Source organism: Paraburkholderia metrosideri (assembly GCF_904848625.1).
GTDB lineage: Bacteria > Pseudomonadota > Gammaproteobacteria > Burkholderiales > Burkholderiaceae > Paraburkholderia > Paraburkholderia metrosideri.
In genome coordinates, this window is the sequence record NZ_CAJHCP010000007.1 from 89334 (window position 1) to 103938 (window position 14605).

General features: G+C 58.1%; 11 protein-coding genes. 5 read left to right on the top strand and 6 right to left on the bottom strand.

Annotation, left to right across the window (positions count from 1 at the left end):
* The first annotated feature begins 89 nt into the window (after positions 1–89).
* The 4 genes from LMG28727_RS16460 (at position 90) to LMG28727_RS16475 (ending at position 5151) form a co-directional block, all read left to right on the top strand.
* Positions 90–905 carry a hypothetical protein gene (locus LMG28727_RS16460; RefSeq protein ID WP_236591989.1) on the top strand — a complete coding sequence of 272 codons (816 nt, stop codon included), beginning with the start codon at positions 90–92 and terminating at the stop codon, positions 903–905.
* 45 nt (positions 906–950) lie between these two features.
* Complete coding sequence (locus LMG28727_RS16465; RefSeq protein ID WP_201643383.1) at positions 951–1925, top strand: SphA family protein; 975 nt, start codon at positions 951–953, stop codon at positions 1923–1925.
* A gap of 168 nt (positions 1926–2093) precedes the next feature.
* A complete protein-coding gene (locus LMG28727_RS16470) occupies positions 2094–3548 on the top strand; it encodes a DUF1254 domain-containing protein (RefSeq protein WP_201643384.1) in 1455 nt (484 codons plus the stop codon).
* Positions 3549–3636: 88 nt separating this feature from the next.
* Positions 3637–5151, top strand: coding sequence for a DUF1254 domain-containing protein (locus LMG28727_RS16475; RefSeq protein WP_201643385.1), 1515 nt, complete (start codon positions 3637–3639; stop codon positions 5149–5151).
* A 340-nt stretch (positions 5152–5491) separates the two neighbouring features.
* On the opposite strand, the gene LMG28727_RS34210 is transcribed toward LMG28727_RS16475, so the two are convergent.
* Both LMG28727_RS34210 and LMG28727_RS16480 read right to left on the bottom strand, forming a co-directional pair.
* Positions 5492–5710 carry a hypothetical protein gene (locus LMG28727_RS34210; RefSeq protein WP_236591991.1) on the bottom strand — a complete coding sequence of 73 codons (219 nt, stop codon included), beginning with the start codon at positions 5708–5710 and terminating at the stop codon, positions 5492–5494.
* Between the two features lie 402 nt (positions 5711–6112).
* A complete protein-coding gene (locus LMG28727_RS16480) occupies positions 6113–6643 on the bottom strand; it encodes an isochorismatase family protein (protein WP_201643724.1) in 531 nt (176 codons plus the stop codon).
* Positions 6644–6656: 13 nt separating this feature from the next.
* Here LMG28727_RS16480 and LMG28727_RS16485 point away from each other — a divergent pair, with 13 nt between their 5' ends.
* Entirely contained in the window at positions 6657–6830 is a 174-nt protein-coding gene (locus LMG28727_RS16485; RefSeq protein ID WP_201643386.1) for a hypothetical protein, read from the top strand.
* Between the two features lie 550 nt (positions 6831–7380).
* On the opposite strand, the gene LMG28727_RS16490 is transcribed toward LMG28727_RS16485, so the two are convergent.
* From LMG28727_RS16490 to imuA, 4 genes are all read right to left on the bottom strand, one after another.
* Positions 7381–8667, bottom strand: coding sequence for a hypothetical protein (locus tag LMG28727_RS16490; RefSeq protein WP_201643387.1), 1287 nt, complete (start codon positions 8665–8667; stop codon positions 7381–7383).
* Positions 8668–9276: 609 nt separating this feature from the next.
* The gene (locus tag LMG28727_RS16495) at positions 9277–12426 is read right to left on the bottom strand and encodes an error-prone DNA polymerase (RefSeq protein ID WP_201643388.1); all 3150 of its coding nucleotides are present in this window, start codon (positions 12424–12426) and stop codon (positions 9277–9279) included.
* Between the two features lie 12 nt (positions 12427–12438).
* A complete protein-coding gene (locus LMG28727_RS16500) occupies positions 12439–13902 on the bottom strand; it encodes a Y-family DNA polymerase (protein WP_201643389.1) in 1464 nt (487 codons plus the stop codon).
* Positions 13826–14539, bottom strand: a complete 714-nt coding sequence (imuA, locus tag LMG28727_RS16505) for a translesion DNA synthesis-associated protein ImuA (RefSeq protein WP_201643390.1) — start codon at positions 14537–14539, stop codon at positions 13826–13828. The genes LMG28727_RS16500 and imuA overlap by 77 nt, the downstream gene beginning before the upstream one ends.
* Between the last annotated feature and the right edge of the window lie 66 nt (positions 14540–14605).

Below are 14605 nucleotides of genomic sequence, written 5' to 3' on the forward strand. Positions count from 1 at the left end.
CGAGGACAATCCGCTCCCGACTTTTCCCAGTTTCTTAAGCTTGATGTCCGCTACGAAGGGTGTCTTCCGCCCCAACAAAAGGCTAGGTTATGAAGCCAAAAAAAGCGCAGAAGGATGTAGCAACTCGTCGCAAGTTAGCCTTTGTACTACTCGTATTTTTTTCGGCGGACGCGGCCGCGCAAAGCTCGGCGGACGATGCAAATCGAAGCAATAATCCGCTTAACCTGGCGCCTTCGTTCAACGTCCAGAACTACTACACTCCCAGCCTTTTTGGCATCAGCGGCCACACGAATGACCTTCTGTTGCGGCCGACTATTCCAGTCGGCCCTCTGGGACCCATCGGAGTGCCAGAAATATTCCGCGCAACCGTCCCTGTAAGTACGCGGCCTGACCCGACCGGCGGATATAACACCGGCCTGGGTGATGTCAATCTATTCGACATTTTTCTGCTATCGCAATCTGACATCCAGTTCGGCGTCGGTCCGTTAATCACAGCACCCACCGCCACCGACCCTAGTCTGGGGACAGGGAAGTGGCAGGCTGGACTGGCGGCAGTTGCGGTCAGCGCTACGAAGGCCCGCCTGCTCGGCGCGCTTGTTCAATGGCAGCACTCCTTCGCCGGCCAGAGCAGCCGACCGACGACACAGTCTCTCACTGTCGAGCCCTTCGGTATTTTCAATTTGCCGGAGGGTTGGTACATCCGTTCCACGGGTATCTGGACCTTCGATTTGCAGCATGGCAGCTACTACATCCCGGTCGGCCTCGGTGCAGGTAAGGCATGGAAGAGCGGTTCAACCATCTACAACGCGTTCCTTGAGCCACAGTACTCGGTCGCTCACTCCGGTTCAGGTGTGCCACAGTTCACCATCTTTGCTGGACTCAATATAACGTTCGGCAAGCAATGAACTTCGCCGAAAACGTCAGATACTTTCGAGTTGCGAGGAAAGGCCATGAACTGCAATGACCGCCAGGCAAGCCACTACTTCTTTCGCTCGCGAGTGCTCACGACTCTGTGTGTCGTCTCTACGGCCGGTAGCATTTCGCTCAGCGCCTCTGCTACCGAAGGCGGCATCGGTCGCCCCATTACCGGGATGCAAATAGCTCCATACGCGGGCATCGTTCCGCCGACGGACGACTGGATTGTCTTGATTACGTCGATTTATTACGAGGGTTCGCTCGGGGCTAGTAAGTCGATTCCCATCGCGGGCACAGTGACAGAGGGTCTCGACTATCACATCTCATACAACCTCATCAACGCAGTCAAGACCTGGGGCATCACCGCAGGCGGGTGGAATTTCGCCTCTTCGTTTGGCGTTCCAGTGCAGTACACAGATGTCTCGTCATTTCATGGACGTTTGCCCGATGACCACGCGACGCAGTTTGCCGACATCTTCTTTACGCCGGTGGTGGCAGGCTACCACCTGACGAAGACAGACCATGTTGCGCTTAGCGTACAGATTTACGCTCCGACGGGCGCGTACAACACAAACAATCTTGCGAATGCCGGCCAGAACACATGGACCTTCACACCCACAGTCGCGTACACCAAGATTCTCCCAAAAGAGAACGTCGAGTTGTCGTTGAACTACGGCGTGGAGTTTTATGCCCCCAATAACGACACCCACTATCACAACGCGCCTGTCAGCGTACTCGACCTGATGGCACTCAAGCGCTTTACAGGCGGCTGGGGTTTAGGTGTCGTCGGTGGTTGGATTCAGCAACTTGGCGGCGACTCCGGCGGGCTAGCCGCACTCGTGGATGGTGCCGGCGGCCATTCCATCGGTATTGGCCCAGTCGTGACCTGGGCCGGCAAGGTAAGTAAGACGCCCGTGTCTGCGTCTTTGCGGTGGGTAAACGAATTTGAAGTAAGTAATCGGCCAAAGGGCAATGCTGTGCAGCTCTCGGTGAGCGCCACGTTCCAGTGAAAATCTGCAAGCTGGCTTCGCCAGCTTGCGTAGCCTCAAACGTCGGCTGTCTGGCTAGCCGCAGTGAGTTTGTTAAGAGGGGAATGGCAGTACGGTGTTGGGTTCGCGAGGGCCGTCTGCTTGCCTGGCTTAAACAGAAAGCTTCCGAACTATTTGAAAGGAGTTTTGATGCCCCGAATCCTGAGGTTGCCAATGCTCACGGCAGCAACTGCGGCGGTTTTGGCTTGCGGAACCACTTCCGCGCAGACGGTGGACACGCGAATCGGCAAAATCGATTTGTTCGAAGGTGTTCCCGCCAGCGCACAGACTGTCCAGAAGCTCTTTGACGAGTCGGATTTTCAGCGAGCATCGCAAGCGTACGTGTGGGCCTTGCCGCTAGTTGGCTTTGCTCAATGGCAGGCCGACGCGCGCAACGTCTTTGGTGCCAAAGACACGGACATGGTGATTTACCAATCAGTGCAGGACAAGCTTGGAATTTTGACGGCGAATGCAACGACGCCATACATTATCGGCTTGCCTGACCTGTCGAAAACGGGTCCGCTCGTGATTGACTACCCTGCCGGAAACTCTGCCGGAGGCGTGGGTGATTTCTGGCAGCGTCCGCTAACCGACATGGGCGAGACAGGGCCGGATGCAGGTAAAGGCGGCAAATATCTGGTAGTGGGACCTGGCCAGGAGGCCCCGCGCGCGAACGGATACCGCGTGGTTCATTCGCCGACGGTCAACATCTTTGTCGCTTTCCGTGCGCTCGACGCCGACCCGGCGAAGGCGAATTCCTTGATTCAGAAATTCCGCATGTACTCGTACGCGGACCGTGCCTCATCCTCGCCAACCCGCTTCCTGCGGCCCGATGGCCGAAAGTGGTCTCAGGTTCCGCCGCGAGGCTTGGCTTATTGGGAAAGGCTTGCTGACATTATCCAGCGGGAGCCGGTCATGGAGCGCGACCGCGTCATGATGGGCATGCTTCAGCCACTGGGCCTCGAGAAAGGCAAGCCGTTTGCGCCGGACGAACGTCAACGCAAGATTCTCGAAGATGGCGCAAAGATAGGTGAGCTATTTGCGCAGGCCAATGCATTCGACGGTCGCGCACCGGGGGCACAATACCGGTCCGGCGCGCAATGGCGTTATGTCATCGCTTTCGACCCATCGCAGGAGTCGAAGTATTACACGCAGGTGGACGGACGGGCCGACTATTTCTATCAGGCGGTCACGACATCCAAAGGCATGGTTACGCGGACACCCGGCGTCGGGCAGGCCTATCTGGCCGAGTACCGTGACAAAGACGACCAGGTGCTCGATGGCAGCAAAAACTACGTTCTCCACGTGCCTGCGAATCCGCCCGCGAAACTGTTCTGGTCGCTGACGGTGTACGACACTGACCAGCGCGTCTTAATCGATAACGGGAAAGGCGTCGCGGACAAATCCTCCCGGCAGGATTTGTTGAAGAACGCGGACGGTTCCGTGGACATATATGTTGGAGCGGACGCCCCCTCCGGCAAGGAAAAAAACTGGATTCCATCTGTTCCCGGGAAGGCCTGGTTTGCCATGTTCAGACTCTACGGGCCACTTCAGCCTTATTTTGACGCGGCGTTTGAGTTGCCGGACTTCGAACAAGCCAGGTAAGCACTAGCAGAGGCATCAGACCATCAAGCGAGGCGCCTAGATGGCAAGCGCCAAACGTCTCGCGCCACAAGTCACATCGGGAGCTGTTATGTACAAGTATCCGAAATGCGGACGTCGATACGCGGTTGTTCTCGCTGTGCTCGGCACGCCAGCCGTCGCTGCGCCCCCTACGTACAAGATGACAACTCCCATCCCGCAAGAAATCACAACCCCTGACCAGGTTGATACGCGGATTGGCCAACTCAATTTTGTCGACGGTGTTCCGACAACGGAAACCGCACAGAAGGTCTATGACAACCTCGATTTCACTCGTGGAGTCGAAGCATTCCTGAACGGTATTCCAGGAGCATCGCTCGTCGCCCTGCGTGCGGGGCTGCGAGAGGTTGGCGCAGTCGGCAGTACGGTTGGCGTGTTCGAATCCCTGATGGATTCCAAGTCTCTATTCCTGACTGCGAACACCGAGACGGTGTATTTCTGGAACTGGATGGACCTGAAGAACGGTCCGGTAGTGGTTGAAACGCCGCCGAACATCCTAGGTGTGGTCGACGATTTCTGGTTCCGCTACGTGACCGACCTTGGGAACGCAGGTCCTGACAAGGGTAAAGGCGGTAAATTTCTATTTGTGCCACCCGGATACAAGGGGCAGTTGCCGAAGAGCGGATACTACATCGTGAAGTCCCCGACGTTCGGCAACCTCCTCTTCGGTCGGGCGTTCATGAAGAACGGCGACCCGCGCCCCGGTGTCGCGAGCCTGAAGGAGCGCCTGCGCGTGTATCCTCTCTCGCAAGCCAGTTCACCTCCGCCTACGAACTTCGTCAATTTGTCTGGCCGCGTCATGAACACGATTCATGCGAACGACATCAAGTTCTATGGCGAGGTCAATCAAATCATTCAGGAGGAGCCGGCGGGCGCGTACGGTCCTGATATGACCGGACTGTTTGCGTCCATTGGGATGGAGAAAGGCAAGCCTTTCTCACCTGACGCAAGGATGACGAAAATTCTCACCGACGCTGTTGCCGTCGGTAACGCGACCGCGCGTGCAATCGACTTCGCCAACCGCGACAAAGCAGTACTGATTTATCCCGACCGGCATTGGACCACGCCATTTGTTGGCGGCAGCTATGAGTGGCTGAACAACGGCGCGCGAAACTTTGACGCCCGAACGATGTTCTTCTATGCAGCTACTGTCGATACGCCGGCGATGGCGGTCGCCATGCCAGGAATCGGCTCGCAGTACGCAGCTGCGAATTATGATGCAGCCGGCAAGCCATTCGACGGTGCGAAAAACTACACGTTGCATGTGCCACCCAACGTTCCAGTGAACAATTTCTGGTCGGTCGTACTTTACGACACACAAACGCGCTCGATGCTTCAGACGGACCAGCAGTTTCCGAGTCTATCTAGTGAGAAAGGGCTCACGAAGAATCCTGATGGCTCAGTCGACCTGTACTTCGGTCCAAAGGCGCCAGCAGGCAAAGAGAGCAACTGGGTACAGACCATTCCTGGAAAGAGCTGGCTAACGATTTTCCGCCTATACGGTCCGCTCGCACCCTGGTTCGACAAGAGTTGGAAGCTTAATGACATTACGGAGACGGTACCCTGAAGCGTAACGAGTGAATCCGGTTCCAAGTCGCCCCGCAACGGTCATGTTCCGACGGCCTAACCGGCCGCCGCTTCCACCACGGTCAACGGGATTATCACGGAAGCGACGACCGGAGGCTCGAGTGTGCTACTCAGCTTAAATCCAAGCGGATTCCATCAAGCCCAGAATCTTGCTAGACGCTAGTTGATTGCGGACATCGGCATTGCGCCTTGGCAATGCATCTTCTAGCTTGTCCACTCTCGAAGCTTTTCGACGCGAGTTCGATAGAGCTGTCGCACGCTGCCGCTTCTAATGCCCTCTGCGCTTGAGACTGAGTGGGTTCACATCAGTCACCACATCGCTAGCCGTGGCTATCGACCCACGCGCGACACCATGAAAGGCCGGCCGATTCCGCGTCTTCATCAGTATCGAATACGCCAAGCACTCCAGACGCCACTACAACCTTCGAATCGCGCATGATTGTGCCGCTTCCGGCGAATCGTTCCTGGTGCAGGACATCTTCCTCCTGCAGGATGGCATGGCCCCACAACGTATATCCGCGGTATTGGTCAGTTTGCATCGGTCGACCTTTGAAGGTCCTCTATCGGTTTTTATTGTTGCTTAGCTCAACTTGGCCGGCTCGACACCTGCCTACTGTTCACCCGTGCGGTGTCGACACCTGCCATCTTCAACGCAGAGTCAATCATGCTCAGTTCCTCAACGAAGTCGAGCGCCCAATCTCCGCCATCGCACCGCATGGTCGTGCCGTCATGCAATCAGATAAGATAACCAACCGAAATGCAATTGACCCGGACGGTTTCGGCTTTGTGATGAGGAGAGGTACGAGCAAAGTGGTCAATATCACAGGACATCGGCTCGGAACGGTGTGATAAAAGAAGGTGTTTCCAGACCGAGGTCGGTCGCGGGATGGTCGTGGTCGGCATAACGCTGCTAACCGGGCGACGCTTTCGCGTCGCCGTGTTCATTTGATGAGTTTCAGGACATCGCGAAACTTGGGATGTTGGCAGGACCGCAACCACTCGAACGCAATCATCTCCACTGTCGCGACTTCGGCGCCAGCTCGCGCCAGTCTGTCTATTGCTGCCTCACGGTCCGATGGTCTTCTCGACCCTATCGCGTCGCTGACGAGGGTGACCTCCAATCCGTGGTTCATCAGACCCATCGCAGTCTGCAAAACGCAAACGTGCGCCTCACAGCCTGCAACTATCGTCCTCGTGACTTCGCATGACAATACGTCAACAAGGCCCTCAGCAGCCGCGTCGAAATGGTGCTTCACGATGATGCGCGAGCATAGAGCTTTGATTGTCTCGTCGTTCTCGCCAAGATGCCGCGGTGTCTGCTCTGTGCCGACGACCGGGACACCAAGCATCTGCGCAATTTTTCCCAGCCGAGCGGCTTGACTCACAATCAACGTACCCTCATGGATGACAGGCATAAGCCTAGCCTGCAAGTCCACGAGGACGAGAGCCGACGACTCTATAGCGTGTAGCATCATGCATCCATCCATGAAAGAGCTAACCGGTGCGGGACGTGCCAAACAATGCAATTGGAAAAAACCGGCGTCGCGTTCAATAAATCGGATTGAGCTGCAGGCAACCTTGCTCACCATCAAGACGCGTGAACGTTCGGAAGCCAAACGCCTGTCCTTAGCTTATGTCAAAGCGACGTCGGAGCATTAACTTCACCCAATACAAACCGTTGCCCTGGTCCAACGACAGTTGTATCTGACACACTATCGATGGTGGAGGATTGGCGGGTTGACCTGACGTCATTGGCCCGCTGGGTTCATGCATGCAGTGACCGCATTCTGCCCGAGCACCTCCGCAGGCCCGTGATGTGAGTCGCGCACCAGTAGCGCAACACCCGCTAATATTCTTTCGGTCAGTGCGTGACGCGCTCAACAGCCGAGGTCGGCGTCGTCCATGGACGATGAAAATGCTGCTGTTTTCCAAGCCAGCGACGTGTCCTCGCTGTCCTCGAACGGCGAGATGGGCGCTCCTGTGGTGTGCGTTGGGCACTTCTTTAATGCGGCCCGGCGTTCAACAACATAGATGCATGCTTGTCGGTAGTTCAGCATGAATGCGAGCAAACGCTACCCGATGCTGTATGCAAGCGTCGTGCTCTTCGCGCCGGTGTCGTGCAAGCAGCCCGGACCACATATCTCATCGTATGAACTGTCGACAGCGCTGCCAAGCTAGACTAGCTTAGCAAGTTTCATATTTGGAGCAACTAGGACAAGAACGACTCGATAAAGCAAACCCCGGCACCGAAGTTATCGTCGAAGGCTTTAACTCTCAATTCGGCAACCTCATCTGCGCTCATGTCCGCCGGGTAAATCCTCAACAACTTCATTCGGCTATCGATGCGCTTTAGCGCAGCCTTGTCTCCAGCCTTCTGAGCAATTGCTGCCCACTCCGGCAAAATCCGAGTTTCCGCTTGACTGTCGCCGTACATGCCTTGATAGAAGGCTTCTTCATAGCCGGCCAAAGCCTTCGAAATATCGCGGCAATATAGATGAAATCGGGCTTCGAGCCAGGTTATATAGTAGCCAACTACCGGGACTCCATATGTCTTTTCCTTAACAATCGCAAGCAACTGTTCTGCACGAGCTTTGTCGCCCATGATGCGATGCTTGTTGTAAAACAGCAGAGTGGTGAGACATCTCAGATAGTAGACGCCGTCCGCGCTTATCTCTTTCCTCGCGAGCATGTCACTCTCCTCGGTGAGAGTCATCGCAAACTGAGACGGTGTTGGCGGCGGAGCGTCTCGCTCAATGGCATCTGCAATTAAATGTCGGTACTGTTTGTCAATTTTTTGCAGAAATCGCCCAATCCAGACCCAAAAGACAATGCCCGAATATTGTCCCTGCCCAAGAGCGTCGAGAAGCTCGAAGCATGTCTCCAACGACGGCGTGGCCTTTCCTGCACCCCATTTCCGGACTAGCTTCTTATTGTCGTCAATATCATGGTCGGTCGGCTTATCCGCATACGTTTCTGACTTGCCAGAGTAAATCTCAGCAAGGTCAAGCCACGACTTACCCGCATGATGCAATGGGTAGTGAAATGCGACCTTGAGGGGCGACTCCGAACGCAAGAGTTCGACGACGTCAACGAAATCAAACGGCTCGCGGTTCAATAGTTTCAACCACCATCCCGCATATGGGATGATGAATTCGGGGACCAGCTTCTCTTCGACAAAGCGCGACCGCCCCCAAATGGAGGCGCGACTGTTCAATATCAAAGACTTGTATACATCGAGAAAGCGGCGGAACGCCTCGAAGCAAAGGTCCCCCAGTCCCGGTGGCGCAATATCATCTTCAAGGCGCGCTTGCAGGACATCAAGGATTTCGTCGAGAAGACTAAAATCTTTGCCTTTTTGCTCTCGAACGAACTGCTTCAGGTGGTCATAGGCAGGGTCGTTGCCGTCAGTCAGCACCAGGCCGCTGCGAACGGCCAGGAAGGCGATGATTTCGCCAATTGTCGGAAATGCCGTGTCGCTCGCAACGTACTTTGCCATGTTCACTGTCTGTTGTTTGGGGAACAGGCGTGCTCCCCGTCCACTTAAAATTCACCGTTTTATCTTGCCCGGCGTTACTTTCTCTGCGCCCTGCGAATTTGCCTGATGAGCTTTTCGCATTGCGGCGCTCATTGCTCTCGCCGCAAACGAGTCCTTCCTGACCTGACCGTTCCCGGCCTTCGCCGCCGCTGAGTAGATACGCGACGCTGCCTCGATAGTCATGCTCTGAACCGTAGCCATAGATAGCCTCCATCGTTTTCCCGCGTGGAAGGTGTTAGTCTGCTGTCGCGGGTCCCAGCAGCACTGAAGTCTCCGTATGTTATTTCTCGAGAGGGCGGTAGCGAAGCGCACTTTCAGTGGAAACTGTTGTCAAGGGGGCCGTCGTCTGACCTCGGGCTCGCCAGGCGAGTAAGGCAAGCCGCGCTGATTGCCTCGCCCTTATTTTCGTGAATACCCTTTGGTGGAGAAGCGCGTCGCCATATCGTGAGCACTGCCTTCACCATCGTCCCAAGCATCGTAGAGATGCCCCTCGGAGCCAGCGTCACCCGTTAGCCGTTCGCCTCAGGGCGCTAACTTCGCCACCCTGTCTGGTATCTCAAGGCTAACTGCTTAGCAGAAGTTTCGACTGACGGCGGTAAGCCCACCGAGCAAATGCGACATATCGACAAGTCGCTGGGCGACCAGGTGGCGGACCTCGCCCTCGCATTGCCACGTTCCGTACACAGCAAGGAGCGACGCGCCCAGCACCTCCTGCCGAAACTTCTCCTGGACCGATGTCCAGATGATGACGTTGACATTGCCGGTCTCATCCTCGATGGTCAGAAACATCACGCCTTTCGCCGTCCCTGGTCGTTGACGTACCGTGACCAGACCACAACCGCGAGCGAGCCTGCCGTTGCGATACGTCATGAGCGTCGCGGCCGGAACAAGACGGTGTTCGAGCAGCACCGGCCGCAGCAGCGAAAGGGGATGCCGGCCGAGCGTGAGGCTCATCGAGTTGTAATCGGCGACGATGTCTTCGCCCTCTGACGGCGCGCCAAGCACAGGCGTTTCATCATCCGCGCGCGCATCGGCAAGAATGTCACGGTCGGGTACCGCGGCGACGGACGTCCAGAGGGCTTCGCGCCGGTTGCCGGCGAGCGACGACAGCGAATTCGCGGCGGCCAGAACCTGAAGGTCCTTCCGGTCGAGCTGCGCGCGTTTGGCAAGGTCGCTGACGCTGGCAAACTGTTTCACTGCTCTCGCGGCTTCAATACGTTCGGCGGCACCGTCCTTCATGCCCTTCAGCAGCGACAGGCCCAGACGCACAGCCGGCCTCGATTCCGATTCGTGACGCTCGAGGACCGAATCCCAGCCGCTGATGGTGACGTCTGCCGGCAGTACCTTCACGCCGTGCCGCTGAGCATCCTGAATGAGTTGCGAAGGGGAGTAAAAGCCGAGGGGCATGCTGTTCAGCATCGCTGCAAGAAACGCCTCCGTCTCATGGCACTTCAACCAACTGCTCGCATAGACGAGCAACGCGAACGACGCCGCATGGCTCTCCGGAAAGCCGTATTCGCCGAAACCATGAATCTGCTGGAAAATGGACTCTGCGAAGTCTTTTGTGTACCCGCGCTCCGTCATCCCGTTGACGATGCGGTCGTAATATTTGTCGAGGCCGCCCTTGCGCTTCCATGCGGCCATCGCGCGGCGCAGCTGGTCCGCTTCGCCGGGCGTAAAACCGGCAGCCAGGATTGCAACCTGCATCACCTGCTCCTGGAAGATGGGTACGCCGAGCGTCCGACCGAGCGCGACCTCCAGTGCTTCGCTCGGATATGTCACGGGTTCGAGCCCCTGCCGGCGGCGCAGGTACGGGTGCACGGCCCCGCCCTGAATCGGCCCGGGGCGCACGATGGCGACCTCGATGACGAGGTCGTAGAACTCGCGCGGCTTCATACGTGGAAGCATGCTCATCTGAGCGCGCGACTCAATCTGGAACACGCCCACCGTGTCGGCGCGCGAAATCATTTCATAGGTCGCCGCGTCTTCAGCCGGTATGTCCTGCATCTCGAAGCGCTCGCCGCGTTGCTCCGACACGATGTCGAGCGTGCGCCGGATTGCCGACAGCATTCCGAGCGCGAGTACGTCGATTTTCAGTAGCCCGAGCGCTTCGAGGTCATCCTTGTCCCACTGGATTGCAGACCGGTCTGCCATCGCCGCGTTCTCTACCGGCACGAGGCGCGTCAGCTTGCCCCGGCTGATGACGAAGCCGCCGGAATGCTGCGACAGGTGCCGGGGGAAATTGAGAATCTGCGCGGCCAGCTTCGCCCAGAGACCAATGAGCGGATTCTCAGGGTCTAGGCCTGACTCCGCGAAGCGTTGAAGCAGGTCCGCCGAATGGTCGAACCACTGGTGCGACTTCGCGACCTTGTCCGCAATCTGCGGGTCGACGCCGAGCGCCTTGCCGCTTTCGCGCAGCGCGCCGCGCGGCCGGTAGGTCGATACCGCCGCCGCAATCGCAGCACGGTCTCGTCCGTACTTCCGGTAGATGTACTGGATGACCTCCTCACGGCGCTGGTGCTCGAAATCGACGTCGATGTCGGGCGGCTCACCGCGTTCCTTGCTAATAAAGCGCTCGAATAACATGTTGCCGCGCGACGGGTCAACCTCCGTCACGCCGAGGCAATAGCAGACTGCGCTATTTGCAGCCGACCCACGTCCCTGACACAGAATGTGCTGGCTCCGGGCGAAACGCACGATGTCATAGACCGTGAGGAAATAGGCCTCGTATTCCAGTTCGTGAATAAGCTGCAGCTCGTACTCAATCTGCTCCTGCACGCTGTGCGGGATGCCATTGGGATAGCGCCGGTGCGCACCGATGTACGTCTCCTGTCGCAGATACGCTTCGTGCGTGAAGCCAACTGGTACCAGCTCGTCGGGATATTCGTAACGCAGCTCATCGAGCGAAAAGTTGCAGCGCTCGATAATGTTAAGCGTCTCGTAGAGCGCGTGCGTCGGATACAGGTTGCCCAGTCTGAATCGAGAGCGCAGATGACCTTCAGCATTGGGGGCGAGGTCGTATCCGCATTCGGCGACGGTCTTGCGCAGCCGGATTGCCGTCATCGTGTCCTGCAGCGGCTTGCGTGACCTGACGTGCATCACAACGTTACCCGTCGCCACCACTGGCACCCGATACTGGTCAGCCACATGCTCGACGATGCCGCGATGAATGTCGTCCATCGCGCGCTGGTGCAGCGTGAGGCCTACCCATGCCCGGCTCTCAAACACATCGTTCATCCACTCAAGCTGGGCTGAAAGCACATCTTCTTTCGCGGGGAAATCCGGCACTAGGATGGCAAGGCAGTTCGGCATGCCGCGGAGATGTGTGTAGCCTTTCTCGGGCTTCGATATATCGTGCGGCGTGAGCAGGTATTCACCCTTTGCCGCACGCATACGTCCCAGCGTGATGAGCTCGGAGAGGTTGCCATAGCCTTCACGGTTCTGCGCCAGCAGGATGAGGCCGAAGGCCGAAGTCCTGTCCGCATGCACAAGCTGGAAATACGAGCCGATGACCAGTGGCAGCTTTGCCTTCTTCGCCTCGACATGGGCACGCACGACGCCTGCGAGCGAACACTCGTCGGTTATTGCAAGGCCTGAATAGCCAAGCTGGGATGCACGTTGCACCAGCTCTTCTCCGTGAGACGCGCCACGAAGAAACGAAAAGTTGGTGAAGGCAAAAAGCTCCGCGTAGTCTGGCAGCATCGACGATGGAAAGTCCATGACGGCACCGTATTACCCGAAAAGACCGTGGAGAAACCAGCGGACTTCTTCCGTCCTGACCATAGGTCGTTCTCGATAAATCCAGTAGCAGCTTCTGTCGGCAGCCTCCGCGACATAGTAATCGCGCGTGACCGCTTCGCTGTCATGCCATCCGGCTTCGATGCGCTCGCCCATCGAGACGAGCTTGAGCGGCGAACCGTAAAACGGTCGATGGTTCTTCATCATCAGCTTGATGGGTTCCTCGAGCAGCCAGATGGGTCGAGGTAGACCAGGCGGTGGCGCCTGTACTTTTGCATCGGCCTGGACGGTCACCCAGCGGTTTGCCATCTCCGGCCGGTGGTCGCATGTTGGCGCCGCGCGCTCCACATTCTCCGCGCCGAGTCGCGCGACCAGCAATTCGATGAGACGGTTGTGGTCTTCGGCTAAACCACCCGGGTCAGGGAACAGCGAATTGCTGGGTGGCACCGCGGGCTGCACGCTGCTTGCCGTCAGGCGCACTGCGAGGACGGCGGCCGGCAGCTCAGCCCGCCCGAGACGCTCCTTCAGCAGGCGGACAAGGTGTCCCTCATGCCACGTCGGTTCGGCGAGTGCGATTTCGAGGACGGTCGGCTCGACGGCTTCACGTCCACGCTCATGTTCAAGTGACACGGTGGCGTGGGTCAGCGCGAGCTGCTGCGCGCTGAGCCAGCCGCACATCTGGACGATGAGACGCTTCGCGGAAAACAGGATGGCTTCGGCATGCTCGACACGGTCGGGAAGCTCGGCGCGCGCGCTAAATGTCGGTGGCATTTCCAGCCATTGATACAACTCGGGCGACAGACCATAGGCGCGGTCGAGCGCATCAAGCAAGCCCACACCGCAGCGTTTCTTCAGCCCGGCGCGAGGGAGGCGGCGGATGTCGCCCAGCACTCTGCAGCCGAGGCCCTGAAACCAGTCCGCGAATGCGCGAAGCTCCTGCACGACCGTGAACGGCAGAGCGTTAAGGTTTCGCTCGAGTGACGGCATCTTGAGCACGCGGCATCGGCCCCGCTTGGCGAGCAGCCACGCGCCCTGGCCTGTCGGCGCCACGCTCATGCGAACGGTCACGCCGACGGTCTTCACGACATCGAGTATCAGGGCGCAGACGTGCCGGATGCCACCGAAGAGACGCAGGCTGGCAGTCACGTCCATAACGATAGTTTCCTCGTCGCAGACCCCAACCTGCGGCGAGAAGCGCAGCAGACCGAAGGCGACTTCGCGCTGCATGTCACGCTCGCGCTCGACGCTCCGGTCGTACATCAGGGCGTCGGGTGACATGGTGATTACGCCACCCCGTTTCATTCCCGGCAGCACACCGGCTTCCCGCGCCATTGCATCCGCTACCACTACCTTGTCGCGTTCCAGCACGACGCAGCCGTGCTCAGTCCGAGGCGACCACCTCGGACGAAACACCTCCAGCGAAAGCCGGGGCAGGAAGATGGCGACGAACACGGCCATAAGGGCTGAGAAGAATCGGTGACGGTTGCAGGGTGATGGACAGCGTTTCGCTTCGTGTTGGGCCCCGTCGCTTGACGACATCGACGACGAGGCCGCCGTCAGCGGGTCTGACTCCCAACCGAAGCGTGGCGGGTGATGCGTCCTGCGCACTCGCCAGTGGCCGGATGAGTACGAGCAGCGTTTCGGACGCCTGCGCCGCCAGATGTAATCGCCGCAGCGCCTCGGTACGGATGTGCTGCTGCCACAGAATGAGTGCGCCGCAGCTCTTCGCCTGAAGCACACGCTCCGCACACCAGAGCGCGTCCGCCGTCTTCGGTGCCCTCAGTCTCATGAGCCGCTCGACTGGCAAGCCGAGGTATGAGAACGCCACCGAATTCGGCACGTGCGGTGGCTGCAGTAGCGCAATCGGCCGCGCGCTCAACTCGGCGAGCGCCGGCTTCAAAAGCCGCATCTCGCCAATCCCGGGCTGCTGAACCAGCAGTTCCACCAGTGCGCCCAACGGCCAGCCACTGCCGGGTAGTTCGGCCGACAGGGCCGCGTAGCCCGTATCGACTGTCCTGCCGTGGGCACGCGCGAGCTGCGCCCCGCGCCAAAGCGCTGGGTGAATCGACTCGACGTATTGGGGTAAGGTGGCCAATTTGCAAAAATACTGTATGGATGTACAGTATCCTATATCAAAAACCCTGTATGTGAAGTGTCCCTT